Source organism: Mucilaginibacter defluvii (assembly GCF_039543225.1).
Classification (GTDB): Bacteria; Bacteroidota; Bacteroidia; order Sphingobacteriales; family Sphingobacteriaceae; genus Mucilaginibacter; species Mucilaginibacter defluvii.
This window is the reverse complement of sequence record NZ_BAABJI010000001.1, coordinates 724,178-743,262: the sequence shown is the minus strand read 5'-3', so window position 1 is coordinate 743,262 and position 19,085 is coordinate 724,178. Positions and strand designations below refer to the sequence as shown.

General features: G+C 43.6%; 17 protein-coding genes. 1 reads left to right on the top strand and 16 read right to left on the bottom strand.

The window, feature by feature from the left end; translation table 11 throughout:
* The first annotated feature begins 163 nt into the window (after window positions 1–163).
* Entirely contained in the window at window positions 164–1,453 is a 1,290-nt protein-coding gene (locus ABD960_RS03270) for a site-specific integrase (protein WP_345329457.1), read from the top strand.
* 36 nt (window positions 1,454–1,489) lie between these two features.
* On the opposite strand, the gene ABD960_RS03265 is transcribed toward ABD960_RS03270, so the two are convergent.
* The 16 genes from ABD960_RS03265 to ABD960_RS03190 all read right to left on the bottom strand — a co-directional run bounded on the left by ABD960_RS03265 (window position 1,490) and on the right by ABD960_RS03190 (window position 19,059).
* Window positions 1,490–1,708 (bottom strand): hypothetical protein, encoded by a 219-nt coding sequence (locus tag ABD960_RS03265; protein WP_345329456.1) that lies wholly within the window; start codon window positions 1,706–1,708, stop codon window positions 1,490–1,492.
* Window positions 1,705–1,974 (bottom strand): helix-turn-helix domain-containing protein, encoded by a 270-nt coding sequence (locus ABD960_RS03260; protein ID WP_345329455.1) that lies wholly within the window; start codon window positions 1,972–1,974, stop codon window positions 1,705–1,707. Before ABD960_RS03260 ends, ABD960_RS03265 begins: the two co-directional genes overlap by 4 nt.
* Before the next feature lie 72 nt (window positions 1,975–2,046).
* Complete coding sequence (locus tag ABD960_RS03255; RefSeq protein WP_345329454.1) at window positions 2,047–3,072, bottom strand: hypothetical protein; 1,026 nt, start codon at window positions 3,070–3,072, stop codon at window positions 2,047–2,049.
* Window positions 3,073–3,106: 34 nt separating this feature from the next.
* Entirely contained in the window at window positions 3,107–3,409 is a 303-nt protein-coding gene (locus ABD960_RS03250) for a hypothetical protein (protein WP_345329453.1), read from the bottom strand.
* 42 nt (window positions 3,410–3,451) lie between these two features.
* The gene (locus tag ABD960_RS03245) at window positions 3,452–4,285 is read right to left on the bottom strand and encodes a hypothetical protein (protein ID WP_345329452.1); all 834 of its coding nucleotides are present in this window, start codon (window positions 4,283–4,285) and stop codon (window positions 3,452–3,454) included.
* Window positions 4,286–4,386: 101 nt separating this feature from the next.
* Window positions 4,387–5,202 carry a conjugative transposon protein TraN gene (traN, locus tag ABD960_RS03240; RefSeq protein ID WP_345329451.1) on the bottom strand — a complete coding sequence of 272 codons (816 nt, stop codon included), beginning with the start codon at window positions 5,200–5,202 and terminating at the stop codon, window positions 4,387–4,389.
* A gap of 25 nt (window positions 5,203–5,227) precedes the next feature.
* The gene (gene traM / locus ABD960_RS03235) at window positions 5,228–6,496 is read right to left on the bottom strand and encodes a conjugative transposon protein TraM (protein ID WP_345329450.1); all 1,269 of its coding nucleotides are present in this window, start codon (window positions 6,494–6,496) and stop codon (window positions 5,228–5,230) included.
* Between the two features lie 15 nt (window positions 6,497–6,511).
* Window positions 6,512–6,958, bottom strand: coding sequence for a hypothetical protein (locus ABD960_RS03230; RefSeq protein WP_345329449.1), 447 nt, complete (start codon window positions 6,956–6,958; stop codon window positions 6,512–6,514).
* Window positions 6,959–6,972: 14 nt separating this feature from the next.
* Complete coding sequence (gene traK, locus ABD960_RS03225; protein WP_345329448.1) at window positions 6,973–7,590, bottom strand: conjugative transposon protein TraK; 618 nt, start codon at window positions 7,588–7,590, stop codon at window positions 6,973–6,975.
* Between the two features lie 11 nt (window positions 7,591–7,601).
* On the bottom strand, window positions 7,602–8,795 hold the full coding sequence (gene traJ / locus ABD960_RS03220) for a conjugative transposon protein TraJ (protein WP_345329446.1): 1,194 nt from the start codon (window positions 8,793–8,795) through the stop codon (window positions 7,602–7,604).
* Window positions 8,796–8,807: 12 nt separating this feature from the next.
* Entirely contained in the window at window positions 8,808–9,431 is a 624-nt protein-coding gene (locus ABD960_RS03215; protein ID WP_345329445.1) for a TerB family tellurite resistance protein, read from the bottom strand.
* Between the two features lie 6 nt (window positions 9,432–9,437).
* Window positions 9,438–10,076, bottom strand: a complete 639-nt coding sequence (locus ABD960_RS03210) for a hypothetical protein (protein ID WP_345329444.1) — start codon at window positions 10,074–10,076, stop codon at window positions 9,438–9,440.
* A 17-nt stretch (window positions 10,077–10,093) separates the two neighbouring features.
* Window positions 10,094–10,777, bottom strand: coding sequence for a conjugal transfer protein TraI (locus tag ABD960_RS03205; RefSeq protein WP_345329443.1), 684 nt, complete (start codon window positions 10,775–10,777; stop codon window positions 10,094–10,096).
* Window positions 10,778–10,788: 11 nt separating this feature from the next.
* The gene (locus ABD960_RS03200; protein WP_345329442.1) at window positions 10,789–13,257 is read right to left on the bottom strand and encodes a TraG family conjugative transposon ATPase; all 2,469 of its coding nucleotides are present in this window, start codon (window positions 13,255–13,257) and stop codon (window positions 10,789–10,791) included.
* 35 nt (window positions 13,258–13,292) lie between these two features.
* A complete protein-coding gene (locus ABD960_RS03195; protein WP_345329441.1) occupies window positions 13,293–13,613 on the bottom strand; it encodes a DUF4133 domain-containing protein in 321 nt (106 codons plus the stop codon).
* A gap of 10 nt (window positions 13,614–13,623) precedes the next feature.
* Window positions 13,624–19,059 (bottom strand): Eco57I restriction-modification methylase domain-containing protein, encoded by a 5,436-nt coding sequence (locus ABD960_RS03190; RefSeq protein WP_345329440.1) that lies wholly within the window; start codon window positions 19,057–19,059, stop codon window positions 13,624–13,626.
* Window positions 19,060–19,085: the final 26 nt, after the last annotated feature.

The window sequence follows — 19,085 nt, the reverse complement described above, 5'->3', positions numbered from 1 at the left end:
AAAATAAGCTGCACATTTTGAATCAATGTTTACCATTCTATTCGGTCACCTATTCGGTCACCTTTTTTTAGTGGTAAATTAGGTGACCGAATTACGATTGAATGATTTGGTGTTGAATGGGTTAAGGACCTAAAATTTATTTTTTAACCTTAAAGTGTGCGCGATGAAAATCAAACAAAATCTGTCACTGCTGGTGTGGCTAAACAGAAGCAAAGGAAACCAGTTTAAAGCTCCAATCTACATTAGAATTACTATTGACAGCAAGGAAGTTGAAACTTCTTTAAGTCAGTCTGTTGAACCTTCGCTTTGGGATTCCGAAAACAAACGTGTTATAGGCAAGAGTCCGATGGTAAAGGAGATCAATCAGCAAATTGAAGTCGCTCTTGTTGCTCTTAAAAGCCATTTTGCGGCGTTGCAATTGCAGTATGATCTCGTTACTCCAGAAATGGTAAAACGGGCTTACAAAGGGAAGCCTCCTGTTGAAACTGAACAAGTCAAACTTGAAGCTAAGCAATGTAAAGTAACCTTGATTGAAGAAGTTGATCAGTTTAATGCAAAGTTCCTCCAACAAGTTAACAAGGGCACCAGATCATTCGAGACCTACAAGCATTGGGTTTCGACTAAGAATAAACTTGTTGCTTTTCTTAAGTATAAGTATGGAAAAGAGAATATTTTAATATCCCAGGTAACAACAACCTTCGCTGACGATTTCTATTTCTTTATGACAGTTGCAGATGAAAAGACAATTGGTGAGGCGGCAGCAAAAAAGCATGTAAAAAATACTAAGCAGATCATTAAGGAGAGTGTGAAAAAGCAGCTGTTGTCGCAACATCCCTTTAGTGATTTTCGATGCGGTGGTGATGAAACAGATATCCCTCCCCTTGAATGGGAACAAGTCCTGAAGATATACCATAAAAATCTTCCGGTACAAAGGCTAAGCGAAGTGAGAGACGTCTTTATATTTCAATGTTTCACCGGATTCGCTTTCCAGGATGTTTACGGCCTGACGTCTGAACATATCGTAACGGTAGGTAGAAAGGGTGAGCGCTGGTTGATAAAGAAGCGGGGGAAAACCGATGTAACGGAAATGGTCCCTATTTTACCCATAGTAGAAAAGTTGATAGCCAAATATCAAGTTCATCCCTATTGTAAAGCACAAGGTGCTTTACTTCCAGTTAATACTAATCAGCGTTACAATAGTTATCTCAAAGAATTATCAGTTCTCTGTGGAATTAACAGAAACTTAAACACACACCTTGCCAGGCATACGTTTGCTGATATTATGCTAAATGCAGGTGTACCCTTAGAAGATGTAAGCAAAATGTTAGGACATAAGAGTATCCGGACAACTCAACGATACGGAAAAATAAGAAAGGAAAGAATCAGCGTAGCAATGAGCCAAGCTAAAATAGCCTTGTTTACGAAGTCTGGCGATATAAGAAAAACTGCATAACAACAGAAAGGCCGATTTAAAAATCGGCCTTTCATTTTATTTGTTTACTACTTTTTGATAAATCCAGTCCCAGGCACACCATTTCCAGTTTTTGATAACGCTACCTCTGGAATTTCGCCATTGATTGGAAGCGAAATGGTCGAAAAAATTGATGGCATAATTTTCAGGTTTACCGTGTTGAATGAAATAAATTACAACATGCTCCTTGATCGGTGGGATTGAAATTCCAGCGCCATCTGATTTCTTACCAGTCATGGTTTTTTGTTTTTATTAAATAATCTTTCGATATCCGATTTATCATAATAAAGAAGCCCGCCAATTCTTGTGAACTTTAATGCACCACTTACACGAAGTGAATGTAGCTTTCCTGCTGACATTTGTAAAAGCTTCCTGACCTCTTTAGTCTTTAGCCACTTTTTTATATCCGGTGTTTGATCGTGCATGATGATCGCTCTTAATTCATCCAAAAGGTCATTCTTAAACTTTTGGAGGTCTTCTCTGGTTATTAAGTCTATTGCCATAACTTCCTTTTTTGTATTATCTTTTAAATCAAAACAACTGTCGTTTTATTGCTCTTAATTTCACTACGAGCATTAATAGATGTGCCTAGTCCTTCGCAATTTTGATTTTCTATTGTCATCCGCAACTACAGCCATTTGTTTTACCTGCGCCTGTTTATTAGCTACCGCCTGAGCTAACGAAACTTTTTTATCACCTTCATCAAATATTTGCAGTGATTTAAACTGTGGATCTGCCTGGATGAAGTACTTTGTTTCATTTCCCTGATGTATGAAGGTCACGTGTTCACGGTTTCCTTGCTTTAAATTACGGAGCAGGCTTTTAAAATTGTTATGTACCTGGCCTTCTTTCAGTGGAAGATTCTTCAATACCTTTTCGATGTCGTACCCATATTGCGAGTCAAATTTCTTCATGCGGAAATTGCCATGTTGATCTTTATCATTTAGATCAAATTTTTGCCAAACGCCTGCTTTTTCAATGGCACGGCCAGATAACAGATTTACGGCTTCATTCGCAGTGATAGTAGTTCCAGATTCTCTATTGAAGAAATGCTCCCTGATCTCGCCTGGCTTTGTCTCATTCATCAACCGGCTCTTGTATCCATCCATTTGATACAATCCCGAGGAATTGGTGGAAAACAGCAGTTCATGATCAATCCTTTCCTTGTCGTTGATATATGAGGAAGTAGAAACTGAAAATTGGAGATGCCCCTTTGATATTTGTTCACGTACTTTTTCGGCAAGGCTCCCAAATCCAAGCTGCTTCACATAACCTTCCAGTATTTGCTTATTTTGTTCCTGAAGCAATGAACTTGCTATCGTTATATTCTGAACAACAAAACGGTTGGCAAGCGAGCGGATAAAACGGATAAAAGGATTCGGATATAACTGTTTACTAATGTGACTTCGTTCCCTTCTCATCATTCTGAGAGCAGTTTGCTCTTCAGCATTTGGAGTGCCGTTAAACCTCCCCATTATATCGTCGAAAAATCTCAGTTTTTCTTTAAGTATGCCACGTTTGTCAACTGTTAAGAGTGATAAGTTTAATTTATCTTCCACTGCCTGCCAGGTATTCAATTTATCTAAAATCTTGTTTTCCATCATCCAACTCCTTTCTGTAAGCCCCTCCGAACTATCAATTTATACTTCCTGATTCTACCGAAAAAAATATCTCACTTCCCTTGTTCCTGTTAAAAGATGGCCGGTAAATAATATAGCCATAATCGGCCAACTCTTTAATGCACTTATGATAGGTAGTTTTAGTAGATACCTTTGCCAGTTCCATTATCTCATAACTAAATACCCGCATAGTAGAAGGCTGTCCATGCATGCACCAGTATTCAAGCAAACCTGCATAAATGCCTATATGGGTAATGCTGATGCGGGGATTATTCCGTATTGCTGTAAAAAAGCTATTTAAGACTTCAGTTACTGTCATAACATAGATATTAAGGGTGGCGCTATGGCCACCCTTATGTTGCTAACTAACCTTTTGTGACCTTTTCTTGCGTGGTTTCGCAGCCTGCTGCTGAGGACTATCTTCGGTTTCAGCTGCCTGTTTATTTGTTGCCTTTGTCACACCGTCACTTTGCGCTTGGGATTGGGCCTGCGTTTGGCTTTCCCTGGCTGTCTGCTTCACATCCAGCCGCTGCATATTGTGGTCATAAACATTTACCTTCCAGAATTGGGGATTAGCCTCAATAAAACGCTTTTGTTCCTGACCATCGATCACAAACGTAACTGACTGCACGTTGCCTCGCTCCAGCGACCGTAATAGATTTGATTTGGAATCAATGTTCTCCAGTTCCTTGATAGGATGCTTTGCTACTGCTTTCTCCAGGTCAAACTTATAGCCATCGTGGAACTGTTTCGTCGCATAGTTGCCATTTTTATCAGTTTGTTTGAAATCCAATTGAACCCAAGCATTATATTTTTCATCGGTAGCCACCCATCTTTCTCCCTGTTTTTCAAGTTTGTTCAGCTCTTTATGTATAGCACGGCCGCTCAAAAGATTATATGCTTCTTTAAGGGTAACATTATTCTCCTTGCCCATGTAAAAGGTCTGATTGATGGCTTCCTCATTCTGTTTTTTGAGGCTGATGTCAAAGCTGTTAAAGAAGTAGTTGTCGGTTTCGTTGGATTTCTTGAAATACAACACAGTGGTCGTTGCATCATTACCAAACTTTGCGTTATGAATCAGGGAAAAATCCTTTTCGCCGGTACTCATTTTTGCATATAATTCTTTTGACAGTTCTTCGCCAAATCCTGTAAACTTCACTGAGTTTTTCAGGTAGTCATAATTTTTTTCGTTCATAGTAATATCTTTTTGATGGTGAGTTATTAGTTGTTTATCCAGTTTAGTAGACCGTCGTGCGGCCATCTGGCTTATATCAACTAAACCAACTGCACATTTTATTACAGCGTTTTCGCTTTGATGAGTTGTTTATTTTTAATCTGTAGCTCCAGGTTCCGACCGCCATTTTTCTCGGATAGCTGAATAATAAATACCTTTTGATCGGGTATCGTAAATTTCCTGAGCACATATACGAGCGTCTTTTCGGTTGAGCCGATGATACTTGTGCCATCTCCCAAAACATGAACAGGCGTTGATTCAATTTCCTGTGTGGAGGTTCGTTTACCCTTATCCTGGTCGCGGATGAAGAAGCGTAACTGTTCCACCCCATAATTAATATTCGTGGTGTTAGACAGCTTTACACGGAAATAAAGATTTTCGCCACTGATAAACAGCCCGTCGATCAGCAGCTTGATACCATTATCGTCAGTCTGCCTGTCAAGGTTAGCCGGTAATAGACTTGCTACCCTGGCATTACGGTCAATGGCGGCTTCCGAATCGTTATAAGCAAATGCCTGAGTTACTCCTACAGTCTCGTTCCCGCTGAACCGGTAATTAAACGAACCTGGGGTTTCCGCATACCGAACATTAGCTGTGTACAACTTTCCATCATTGGTGATAACAGTGAGGTTCGTTTCCGCGAAGTTCCTGCTGCCTGCTTTTATTTGCAGAACGTTATCCACCCCGGTCGCTTTCTGTACCAGAACATCCCGGCTTCCTTTGTCCACGCTTGTGATTGCAGACGGAAAAACAAGCGTTGTTGTTTTTACCACATTTATGGCCAACTGGTACGGTTGGACAGATTGAGGTTGCGCGATACTGCGGACTACGGTGAATAGTATTAACACCGCTGTCCATACTGCACTTTTCTTTTTCATACTCTTGGTGTTTAATTTGACTGAATTAATAATTGTCCTTCTGCTTCTCATCATACAGCAGCACGCGGTAACCTTCCTTGAGCGTTACCTTAATGAGTTTCATTTTTTTGCTGAATAATGTTTTGGCGGCTTCGATTCCTGCACTTGCCGCCTGTACTTCTATACTTGGGTCAACAGTGGTGATCCCCATATTTTGAACAGCTCGGTCAGCGGATTGCCTCGCTACTTCGCCGCTGATAGCACCAGGTATATAAATCCCTGTCATACCGTCCATGTCATAAACTGATAACTGGATGGGAAAGAGGTAGCGGCCGTAACGAATACTTTTTATTTCAATGGACAGGCGCTCATTGTTCAAAGAAGCTGTACCATTTACCAGCGTATTCTTTGGAATCATGACGCCGTTAATAAAAATATCAGTAGATAGCCGCAGCTTGACGGTAGCGCCGGAAACAATTGTTTGGGTTTCATTAATGGTGGCAGGTATTACATTACCTGTGTCTTTCTGCTCGTTTTGCTCCATGCCGAAGAAACCGGATACAGAATTTCCCGACCGGCTATCCTGCTGACTGTCCAAGTTGGAGACCGGTAAGCCGTTGCCAGTAGTGCTAACGGCAAATACTTTTCCCCGGTTGGCTGCTGATTCCGCTTTGATCTTTTCCTTTACACGGTCCGGGTGCTGCACATCAAGAATCTTTTCCAGCATTCCATTGAGTTGCTTTAATTCCGGGTCTTCACCACCGTTCTGGTTCATCGCCTGCATCATACCCTCTAAACGGTCAACGGCCTTATTGTCCACTGCAGGGGGTTGACCTGTCGGGTAAGGATTGACATTGCGCATGGTGGACTGCGGGGGCTGATTCAGTGAGCGGTTAAGCTCATCCAGTTTTTTATAAACCATCTGTTCTGAACTGTTAGCGTCCTGCGTCAAAGGTGATCGCTGAAGCGATCCTGTAGCGACAGGAGTACCTGTGTCCATTAGCTGAGACCGGATATGCGCTGACGCCGCAGAGTCCCGGTAGTAAGGATCGTTTTTCGATAGTTCCTGCAATTTTGCAGAATCCGACGCAGCCTTGTCGTAGTAGCTCATCTTGTCAAACACTTCTTTTTTGTCCAACTGAGCGCCTGGTAATTCCATGTTCAAGCCATCTTTGACAACAGGTGCTGCGGTTGCATCTGTCTTGCCACCGCCAAGCGCCCAGAACATCAGCGTAAGAAATGGTAACACGAGTACCGGTAGCACAGTCAGGAACTTCCTTTGCCGCAGGAATTGCGGCGTTCTCTCTTTTTCCATGATCTTATTTTTTATTTATTGATTACTGTAAAGTTTTTCTATCGCTATGATGCTGTCCAGTAAGCCGGGATGTCTTGCAAGCAGGCTATCCCGCAGCATCTTGCCGGAAGGTGACTTAGCAAGGCTATCCAGATAATGGTGATACGCCCGGATACGTTTCAATTCGACCTGCGGCAGTTTGGGTGCTGGTGTATTCGGCTGGCTTGTTGTAAAAGCGGGCTTTTGGATCTGGGCGATATTCAGTTTGGTGCCGATGTTATTAAAAGCACGGTAAATGCTGAATGTCACACCGACCCCGATAAAAAGTGCAAGACTGATGATCTTTCCTTTCCGGCTAAGATTATTGTACTTTCTTCCCATGTATCCGGCCCAGGCATGCTGAATTTTTCCAACAACATGATTTATCTTTTGATAAAATCTGCCATTGCGGTCGTTACTTCTCTTCCTTTTCTTAAACCACATAGCCTAACTGTTTTCTACCTGTTCTCTATTTTGATGTCTTTATTGTCAATTGTCTTCCATCGTTCGATCAGGAACCCGTGCGGGTTATTATCGCTGCGGGATACATTGCGCAGGTAGCCCTCTGTAATAAGTGATCTGTCAACGTTACTGGTCGGTCTGACAAGGTGTTGTACTGAAAAGCACCTGAAGTAATAAGGGTAAGCTTTCATGTCTACAGCCACACTGTCAACCGTGATAGTCTGGCTGATATTACCGGAGATGATATTGGAATAATAACCGTTCTCCTGTAGATTATCATATTCTCTTTTTGCACTGCCATCCGCCAGGTATAGTGACCTTGTAACATTCGCTTTGATCACCTTGTCATCAGGGTCAAGCGTGAAGAAATGCTGGTGAAATGACTTGACGTGATCCCTTGCCTCAACCGGGATATTGTCCTTCCGGTCTGCTGCTACAGCTTCCAGGGCTTTGCCATTAGCGAGGATATATACTTTACTATTGGTTTCACTGACCAGCATAAAGCTTTTGTAGGCAATAAAGCAACTGAATAGCAGCGAACAGGCTATAACTGCTATAGTGAAGGTCCGCACATGTCTGAATGCGGTATCTATATTTTTCATTTTACTGAACATGACTTAAAAATTTATGATTTACCAGATAGTTTATTGTGGTTATATCCGCCTTCGTTGTTGGCATTACCTGTACTATGGTAGCCATCCATAACATATTTAGGAGTATTGATCATGTTGAATGCTCCGTTTTCCGCCCTGCTTGCAACTGCTCCGGCTGCATTGGATGTGGAAGTAGAAACACTTTGGGTTATACTGGTCACCTTTTGCCCGAATGCGCCCATACCACCGGCATTGATAATGAAATTGGCAACCGATGGGACTGTGAAATATCCAACTATGCCAATGATGAGAAATGCGAGGTATGCGACATCCGTTGAACTGAAGAATGTGTCACCGGTCTGTTGTATCTGAGCAATATCGGCCTGCAGCATCAGCTCCTGCACCGTACCGATAATGGAACCGAATATATTGGCTACCGGCAGCCACAAGAAGATGTTTACGTATCGTGCAATCCACGAGGTCAGCGTATGCTGAAAGCCGTCAAAGACCGCAAATCCGAAGACGAGCGGACCAAGGATGGCAAGGACGATCAGCTGAAACGTTCGCAGCGTGTTAATGCATAGGGCAGCAGCCTCGAAGAGAACCCGCAGAACTTCGCTCATCCATTCCTTAATAGAGTTTTTAAACCCGTAATAAGCTTTTGACATGGCAAACTTTACATCGTTGCCGATACTGTCAAAAAAGCCCTCACCGGAAGGATCTTCACCATCATGAGTATACTTGTACCATTTGTCACGGTCACCTTCGCCGTTCTCACCGACATACATTTGCCATGTATCGGTCGTTTTTATCGCCTCTTCTTTTTTTTGCAGCAGGACAGCAATTGCTTTATCACTGTCATGCACCATTTCAGCAGTCGCACTCACGGTAGGCTTCAATACCCCATTGATCATCGCAACAACCTGTGGAAAGATCATAATAGCGAATCCAAGTACAAACGGCCTGAACAACGGATAAAAGTCGATTGGTTCAGCATTGGCAATATGCCGCCATATACGTGAGGAGATATACCAGATGGCGGCAAAGCCTGCAATACCCTGACCCACGGAAATTAATTTTGTGCACTTAGGCATCATCTGTTCATATAGCTGGTCCAGGACCCCGTGCAGGCTGTTGATCTCACCGGCCACACTTTGCGCTTTTGATAATAGAGGAAAAAGCATCCCCACCGCCACAATAATTGTGGCTCTTACACACTGTTTCATACTCCTCTGTTTTTAGTTTATACCGTGTATCTTCCGCATAGCCTGCGCATCGTTCCGCTCTTTTAGCCGCTGCATTTGCAGCACGGTCGTCGATTTGTTGAATGTTCGCAGAAACATGAGTTTATCCTGCATATCCGCATGTATCCTGTCTATAGCTGCGATACGTTCATCATCTGTCATACGCATTTTACCTGCCGTGACCACATTGAAAAGTTCATTCAGGTTCTTGAGGCTTTGGTCAATGAGGTTATTATAGGTCCGGCCCAGGTAAGCTATTTCGTCAGGGGCGAAATTGTTATCTGTTTTAAAACGGTCGAATGCTGTGTGGTATTCACTGACCAACTTTAGTTGATAGGAAACAATCTCACCGACTTTGCGGTAATTCCTGACTGCAGGACTCACCGCTAACAGCCCGTCAAGAAAAGTTTTATGTAAGGAGAAATTACCCTGGCTGATATCCCTTACTTTGTTATAGCCGGTACTTACTACCTCATAACCCTTCTTCATATCCGCCAGAATGCTTTTGAACTGCGCCAGCTTTTCAACATTGAGCAGCAGTTGCTGTATTTCCTGATCCTGGGCTTTGACCGTTCCAGCCATTATAAACAGCAGTACCCCGATTGCATATTTTTTCATACGGATTTAGTTTGCGGTGATTATTTTTCTTCTTTGAATATCTTCCTTATCTCTTATGCGGGCAGCCGCGAGCGTTTTTGCGCTGCCTGCGAACGACCTGATGAACTTGTAATTACTTTGCATTTGAGCATAGATGATCTGGGTACGCTTCAACCTTTCATCGTCCTTCATTTCATAAGTGCCATTGGTCATCACATAATTCAAGTCTTCTATCAGTCCTGAGCAATTACTCAGCAGGCGTTCAAATGTCCGGTTGACATAAGCTATTTCCCCTTCAGTCATGGCCTCACTGTCATTAAACTGATTTTTCGTTTCAGAACATAAGACAAGGATCTGTTCCTGATATTGTACGATAGCCTTTACCCGGGGATCATTCCTGATAGCAGGGTTTACCTTTTTTAAGGCATTGTAATAATCCGTGTGCAGGTGGAACTCCCCGTTTTTGAAATCCCGTACCGTGTGTATGCCATCCTGTGCAATTTGATACCCCTGTCGCAGATAGGAGGCATACACCTGGAGCGCAGCAATCTGCTGTAACAGGTATTTTTTTTGGGTCTTGTTCTGCTTAAACCACTCGCTGAAGGTCTGACCTTTTGCGCAGGCGCAGGCGGCGCATATCAATAGTATTACCATTGTGACTTTCATAATGCTTTATTTAAATGTTACTGAATATTATACAGCTGCCGGATGGCCGCAGCGTCGTTGGCCGACTTCGCACGTTGCAGGCTAAGCAACATATTCTGACGATTAAATTCTTTAAGATCACTATAGTTCTGGTCGATCTGGTCTGCCGCCTGGTTGATCAGTTCCATGCGCTTCGCATCGCTCATCTGCGTTTGGAAAGAGTTAACGATCATCATCATCTGATCGATGTTTTTTCCTGTTTCACTTAGTATGCCGCTGTACACTTTGCCCATGTAGTCAATCTCGCCAGGATTAAAATGATCATCCTGTCGTAACAGACCCCATGCTCTTTGATATTCCCGAACCAATCTGACCTGCTTGTCCACGATGTCGCGGATGCGCTGGTAGTAGGCAATGATCGCCTTGACCTTCCAAAGTTCATCATAATAGTCCTGGTAGAGTGTTTTTTGCTTTTCTACCCACCCTGTGATCTCATCGAGCTTGAGCTTTGACATGGTATTTTCAAGTGTCTTCTGGGCATTCTGCAGCCAGATCACTTTATTCTGCTGCCGTTGAATCTGCAGGTCTACAGCTTTTATAACACGCTTTATGGCTCCTGCGATTACGTCAGCAACAGGTATCTGCGCAACAGCCTGTCTTGTTGGAAACAGGACAATACTGGCAACAAACACCAGTACTGTCATTTTGATACTTCGTTTCATGGTGACCTCCTTTAGCTTGCCATTCTTAAATCCGCTGCCATAGCAGCAATACCTTTTCTCAAATCACCGCCGAATTTTTCAGCGTATTCCATCAGCTTAACCTTCTCTTTCTGCTCAGTTGTGTAAGCCAGGTATTCTTCAAGGCTTACTTCTGTGCGGTACACCCTTGACAGCACTCCGCCCAGGCTGATAAATACTTCCTTGTATTTTCTCGCCGGATCATTTGCCTTGTTGACGGAGAGTACCAGCGCTTTCTCTTTTTCAGTAAGGCCGAGTAATTCCTGTATCTGGTCGAACTTATTCTGATACTTACTTTGGTCAAGCAGGATCTTGCAGTCGCTGTTGTTGATGATGGCCTGCTTTACAACCGGTGAGGAAATAATATCTTCCACTTCCTGGGTAACCACGATGGCTTCTCCAAAGAACTTGCGCACGGTCTTAAAGAGGTATTTAATGTATTCAGCGAAACCTTCCTTCATCAGCGCTTTCCAGGCTTCTTCAATTAAAATCATTTTACGCACGCCCTTCATCTTGCGCATTTTGTTGATGAAGACCTCCATGATGATGATGGTCACGACCGGAAAGAGTATCGGATGATCCTTTATATTGTCCAGCTCAAATACAATAAACCGTTCTTGCAGGAGGTCCAGATTTTCTGTGGCATTCAACAAATAGTCAAACTCACCGCCTTTGTAGTACGGACGCAGCACGTACAGGAAATTATCCACGTCAAAATCCTTTTCCTTTACCCGGTCATCTTCCAGCACTTTTGTATAAGCATCCCGCAGAAACTCATAAAAGCTGTCAAAACAGGGGAACACATCTGCATTTCTGATCAGGAAATGATAATAGCCGGTGATCGCATTTGATAAGGCGACATATTCGCTTCGCCTGAACGCTTCGTCATCTTTTTTCCACAGTGCCAGCAGCAAGGTTTTGATACTTTCTTTTTTCTCTGTATCAAGGCTGTCGCCTTTTCCTATATAGAAAGGGTTGAACCGTATCGGTTTGTCCTCTGTGTAGGTGAAATAATACCCTTTAACCATATCACATAGCCCTTTATAGCTATGCCCCACGTCAACAAGTACCACGTGCGTTCCCTGTTCGTAATAGCTGCGCACCATGTGATTGGTGAAAAAGCTTTTGCCAGAACCACTGGGGCCGAGTATGAATTTGTTCCTATTCGTGCAGATACCTTTGTCCATCGGTTCATCGGAAATATCGACATGCACCGGGCGACCAAACTGGCGGTCACTTAGCCTGATACCAACCGGGCTGATAGAAGAACGGTAAGCTGTCTCCAAATTAAAAAAACAGGTAGCCTGCTCAGCAAATGTGTCGAAGGTGTCGTTCATCGGAAAGTCGGATGCATTGCCAGGTATGCCGGCCCAGAATATCTGCGGTGCACCAATTGTTTCCTGTTTTGCCACTGCATCCATCTGTGCCAATGCAGATGAAACCATATTTTTCAAACCCTTCAATTCTTCCTTGTCATCTGTCCATACCAGTACATTGAAATGTGCTTTTACCGGAAGGCGCTGCTGGCTGATGGCCTCGTTCAGAAAATCGTTGGTAGCATCCCGGGAGATCATGTTCTCCCGGCTATAGGCAGAAAGCGATTGCAGGCGCAGCCGTTTACTTTCCAGCTTCTGAATAGTCTTTTGGGCATCCTCAATGAACACATACTGATTGAGAATGTGATTGCAGGGCAACAACTGGCCGAGCGTTGAAGCAAAGCCGATGCTGAATTTTGTTTTGTCTGTAGAATACTTGTCGTAGTTGATCCTGCTGCCGCAAAGTGCAGGAAGATCGGCAGCATCACCCAATGTGTACAATTCGCAGTGCCTGTCACCGACCTGCAGGCCATCATCGAACCTGATGTCGTTGATCAGGAAATTATCATTTCGTTCCGAGAGATAGCAATACTTCTCTATTACCCCTGTTTTTCTACTCTGGCTCATCAGCTCATTGCGTGTAAGCCTTGTCAGCTTTACAAACCCGCAATCCTCCATGATGCGTTTAAACTGTCCGGCGCTGCCAATAAAATCCTGTAGCTGTTGAGGCTTTAAGGTCTGCTCAGGAACGATGCTCTTTTTCAAGAGCGAAGAGAACAGCGATGTAGCAGTCTTCCTGTTTACCGGCTTTTTGGTTAAAAACAGGTAGCAATCATGGGCGAGGTAAGGGCGTTCGTTGAAAAACTGTTCGCTGCTCCGGCTCAGGAAGCTGTTATCAGCAGCTTTAAAATCCGCCTTATAATTTGTGGTCAGAAACCAATCCTGCTTATGCAGTACACTATATTTAGGAAGCACCTTAATTGCTTTGACCCATGCCTGGTGAAAAGCCTCATACTCCTGATCCGAAAGTGTAAATATCTCCGGCAGTTCTACTTTAAAGGCAATCGTCACATCGCCCATTTTACTCAGGATGCAGTCATGTTCCACATCCATAATCGGTAATAATTCATCCAACACTTGTTCCATCTTCACTTGATTTACCTTGTTATCACTTTTGTTGATTATTCCTGAATTTTCATCAGAAAGATCTTCCTGCTTCTTGAGCGCAGTACTTTGGGCACCTGCTTGCGGGCGTACATTTTCATCATGCCATGCTCGCCATATTTATTACTTAGGCTGAAAATTTTTATGGTCATTCCTGTCCCCAGCAACAGGATGATCGCAAGGCAGAGAAAGGTGTTTAGGCCAGCGATATACATTGCTGCAAACAGGATCATTAAACCGATCACACCTGCGCCGAAATACCAGATATACTGCGCTTTCAGACCTTTGAATTCAATACTTTTGTTAATTCCCTTATTGATGGGATATACACTTGCCATAGCTGTAATTTTAAATGCTTAAAGACTTTTTCTTTTTACTTATGGACTGATGTTCAGCGGTCACATTTTCCGCTATGCTGAGGGTCGGTTTCACCGCTTTTTCCGTTTGTTCGGCGGCTATCGCTTCGGGGTTGATGGCACCTGTTTGCACAGCTTGCTTTTCCTTTATGGCAAGCGCGATCTCGCGCTCCATTTTACTAACAGCCTGCTTCATCTCAGCCAGTTCCGCTTCCCGCTCAAAAGGTTTGGTAATAAGAATCTCCAGTTGAGGAATCTCACTTTTCAATTCAAGAATTTTGTTATCATATTTTTCCAGCAGCCGCTCAATGCGGTCAAGTGAATTTATAAAATGCCGCGCTGCCAGTTTGGGATTCTCCATGTTAGGCGTTCCATCATTAAAGCTGTACTTAATATCACCTGGCCCTTGTGTATAGAAATAGTTATGTGCCCGGTCTATTATCCTTCCATTTTCTCCGATACGGGAACTTCTGGCCGATACAAATAACCGGAAGCCGTATAATAAACCGATCTCTTTATCCGGCCCTGCAGGAAGAAGAGTGGCTTCAAGCTGCTGTATATGTTTCCCTATGATTTCCGGATCGGATGACTTCAGCCCGTGAATAGTTAGCGGATTCGACTTTGTTCCATCCTTGTCATGCATCAGGTTCTCCGAGTAGAGGGAATAATCTTTTGAAAGTTTTTCTACCGTCTCCTGACTTGATTTTAATTCGTTTTGCTTCCAGGAAATATCTGTTTTAGTCCTGCTTATTTCTCTGTAGTAAGCGTGCTTTAAGCTCTCAACAGCAGCGATTTTCTTGTCAAGCTTCGCTTTTTCCAGTAGTGTGGTATCACCTGAAAGAATGGCGATATATTCGGCGAAGTTCATTCCGCTTTTTTCATCCAGCGCTCCTTCATCGATTGAGCGCACATTCAGCTTACAGTTCTTCATCTGGCTGATGAATGTTTGCTTGTTTTTGAGCAGCGTGAATTTGTAGGTGTCCAACGACTGCACAGTGGCATAGATGTAATTGAGCACTTTGTTATCCATGATCTGTTTCGCCAGTATATTTCCGGGACGTGCGCCGCGACCGTCGCGCTGTTCCAAATCTGAAGGTCGCCAGGGTATGTCCAGGTGATGCATGGCGACAATTCGCTTTTGTACGTTATTTCCTGTACCCAGCTTTTCCGTGCTTCCGATGGTAACCCGGATCTCGCCTTTGTTCATTTTTTTAAAGAACTCGGGCTTTTTCTTTGCAGGCCACTCATGGATAAAAGCAATTTCACCAGATGGTATATTATACTCACGAACAAGTTTTTCGCGGATAGCGTCGTATACATTAAAACCATACGGTTTGGGTGTGCCTAAATCGGAGAATATGAGCTGTGTGCCTTTATGTTCGTTGGTTTGGCGATATAATTCAGCAACCTTCCTGCAACAGACACTGACTTTGTTTTCAGGATGATCTCTGTAACGGCTTTCACTAACCAGTCGCATATCCAACGCCATCTTTTTGGCGACGTTGGTCGCAATAAGCATTCTGCCTTTATCTTCTTCAGGCGATAACCTGCCTCTTCCAATAAGTTCACCATTGCCGGTGCGCGCAAATTCAATAAGCTTTAAAATAAAAGCTGACTGTTCCGGCGTAGGCTGAATGTCTAATAGTATTTCATTCAGTCCTGGCTTGTCAAGCTGAATATGAACAGCTGTTTTATAATCTGTTATTTCGTTATAGAAAAGCGCCAGCTCCGGAACTTTGATAAAATGGCGGAATCGCTCCTTCGCTATAATCTCATTAGTGACACTGAACTCAAACTCGGTAGTCTTTTTCGCAAAAACTGCGGCCCAACCGTCAAAGTTTTCAATACCCTGACGCTCCATTTCTTTGGGACGCAAATACTTAAAGATGAGATACATCTCGGTCAGGCTATTGCTGATCGGCGTTCCGGATAAAAAGGTTACGCACAAATCGGCGTTGAACTTTTCCTGCAGCGTTCGTACAGCAAAAAGCATGTTGAGGGCCTTCTGACTGCCCTCTATATTACCCAAACCCGCTACGCGGCTATGCCTGGTGGTAAACGTCAGGTTTTTAAATTTATGCGACTCATCCACGAAAAGATGATCTATAGCTGTCTGCTGGAATGTAATCCCCTTATCCTGCTTGTTTTCGATATTATGTTTAGCTGTACGAAGCTTTGCTACCAAATTATTTTGCCTGGTTTGCAGACCTTTAAGCATCTTTTTAGAAATTTCACCGCCAAGGTCTTTAACCGTCTCCAGATCGCGTTCCACATTATCGAGTTCCGCATTGAATATCTTAACTTGTATTTCCAATGATTGAGGGATTTTTTCAAACTGGTCATGCGTCATAATGATGCAATCCCAATTATTATTTTTGATCTCAAGAAAAAGACGTTGCCTGTTTTTGGGGGTGAAATCCTCTTCTGTAGGCGCCAGAATGCGGTCACTGGGATACGCTTTGCGGTAAGTATCTGCAATCTCGGTTACATTGGCTTTGAGTGATAATATCGCCGGCTTTTCTACGATGTCCAGCCGCTTCATTTCATGAGCGGTGATGATTTGCAGGAGTGTTTTACCCAATCCAACTTCATGGTCGATCAATGCACCACGGTTCTGTATAATTCGCCAGCAGGCATTTCTTTGACTTTCCCGCAGTTCCTGGATGCCGAGTGCCGCAAGATCAAGACCGGGAAAAGTAAGATGGCTACCATTGTATTCCCGTAAAACATAACAGTTGAAGGTATCGTTATACAGGTCTGCCAATTCCTGCCTCTTTTGGGTTGGAATATTACTAAGCCACTCGATGTATGACTGACGTATGGTTTCTATTTTCTCATGGGCTAATTGAATAGCATCGTTATCCGGCAGCCGTACTTTTTTGTCACCAACCTGTTCCTCATAGGTAAAGTAAGGTGATGTGTTTTCCAGTGCATGTTCGAGCAGGGTGTCACCATACACTTTGCTGCCATTCTTACAGGTAACGGCAAACTCACTACTCACTTTCGCTTGCGTACGGGAAATGCTGACTTTAAATATGTCCACCGATCTGAGATATACAATAGACACCGGACACTCAAAAAGTTCAGTAGCAAACTCGTCATATAAACGGGTAGGCACCCATCTTTCGCCCAGATTGAAGTCCAGTAACTCAAAAGGAATTTTTTCAGGTTGCACTTCGCTGATCGCTTTCAGGCTTTCCTGAAGATGCACATCTTCCGGTGACGCTTCGGCTATGCGCTTCGCCGCTTCCAGCTTGGCAACCACATTGCCGGAAAGGTAGTCATCTGCTGTGATCCATTCCCTGGATTCAGGGTTCAGGTAGATATGAAATTTCAGCTGTTCCAGAACCTGCACATCAGTAAGATTGGTTACAAGCCGGATATATTCAAGATCAACCTTATTCTTAAGGTTCAGACTGCTGGCTAAAGCTTCAACCGGATTATCAGATCTGAATTGTTGGAGAGGAGCATTGAGCTGACCTGTAAGTATATCAGATTTTTCAAAGCTGTTTCCGTGCCTCCTTTCCAGCGAGGCCAACACTACTGCCCCAAAAGCTTCATCCTTTAAAACCTTTCTCCGGTTCCCTGGGAAATTTAGTAACCCGACAGATTTCACCAATTCATCATACGCATGGTTCAATGATGCGCGTAAATCATTGTCTGAGTTATCGGTTGAATATTGATTTTGCAGTGTCAGGAACCTATCCCTGATGCCGATGTATTGCTTATAAAAATCGGTATTGGAAGGTTGGTTAGCGTCAGCAATAAAAACGGGTTTTGCCCCGGATTTTGGATTGTCGGCAACAGTGCCAATTTTGCCCTCATGAATGTAGAGGGTTCCCGGTTTGTAAAAGGATGGAAGGTCCTGCAGAACAGGCAGGTTCTGAGGGAATTGAATAGCAAATGGTGCGGTTACATCCGTGACGAATTCGTGCTCAAAGTGAGCAAGATTGTCGGCCAGCTTTTGCTGTTCTGCCTTTAGCCCATCCGCCTTTAGCCAGGCGGATGGCAGCGTGATCTCCTTAACATTGGACACCAGCTTATAGATATACTGCTTATTCGATTTTGCTTTAGCGGTGATACAGACTATCGACTCATGAGCGGGATTGTCTTTTGTTCTAATGTAATTGATGATTCTTGCAGATGATAAATCAACAACATCTTTGTCTTTGGAGGACAGATAGGCAGACACTTTGCTAACGGTTTCAGCTGGCGCAGCATCGAATAATCCCAATTGTAAACCAGGTGCACTTTGCTTTATCTCCGGTAAGGGCATATAGGTGAGCTGTTGGCCCACATGCGTAGAAAGCATATTGACCTGAGCGCTGTTGAATAAACTGCGATCAATACGGTCTATGATCTGAAGAGCCAGGGACTGTGACAGGCTTTCACTTAGACCGCTGATGTCACCATCCTGCCAGACGGTTTCGTGCGCATTACCGTATTGATTTTTCCCGGCTGTGATCGAGGTGCCTAAAACTATTTCAGGATGCTCGTTTATATACAGGTTCTTGTTATAGCTGCCATACTCGTTTTGCAAACCAACCGTCTCTAACAGCTTTTCTTCCACTACCGAAAGCCTGGTCTTTTGTAAGTTCTTCTGAACGATAAGCAAATGATTTGGCGCTTCAGTGTTGCCAGTCTCTTTCATCAAATTATCCGGCAGGACAGTCAGGGCCACAAAATTGGCCTGCTCAAAAAGATACTTTCTGACCTCATAGTTAGAGCGGCTGTTTAAAAAGGCATCCGTAGTGATGTATGCCATTAACCCGCCGTCGGCCAGCTTATCCAGCCCTTTTACAAAAAAGTAATTATGAATTTTGCCGCTGTAATCCTTACTCGGATAAGCTGCATCAAAAACAGAATAATTGCCGAAGGGCATATTGCTCATCAGCAGATCATACTTACCGTTATCATCAATTGGCGCTTCCTCAAAGCCCATCGCATGTGTGGATACCGGGATGTTATAGTTACTGTTCAGCGCCTGTAGTACCCTTGCCGTTAGCAAGTCCTTTTCTACACTGGTAACATGAGACAGGCTATCAAAATTGGCGACCGCCTGACGGATGAATACCCCTGATCCTGCGCTGGGCTCATACAGGCGTTTCGGATTGATCTGAAACCGTTTCAGCACAGATGTGATGACCTGGGGAACAAATTCAGGTGTGTAAAAGGCCGTGAGCGTACTGTCTTTCAAAGAGCTGATGAAATTTCGATACTCGACCGGACTGAAACGCCTTTCCAAATATTCATGAAACTGCATCAAGTCTTCGTACAACTTCAAATCGGCCTTCGTAGCACCCATCTGCTGCCATTCTTCTGTGACGCTGTAAGGATAGTGGATAGCCTTTATACCGCCGAAACCGGAATACCTCTGCAATGCCAGAATATCCTGTTCGGAAAGTACTTTACCTGCTTCCCATTCCAATGCAATCTTAATTGCGCTTACATTGG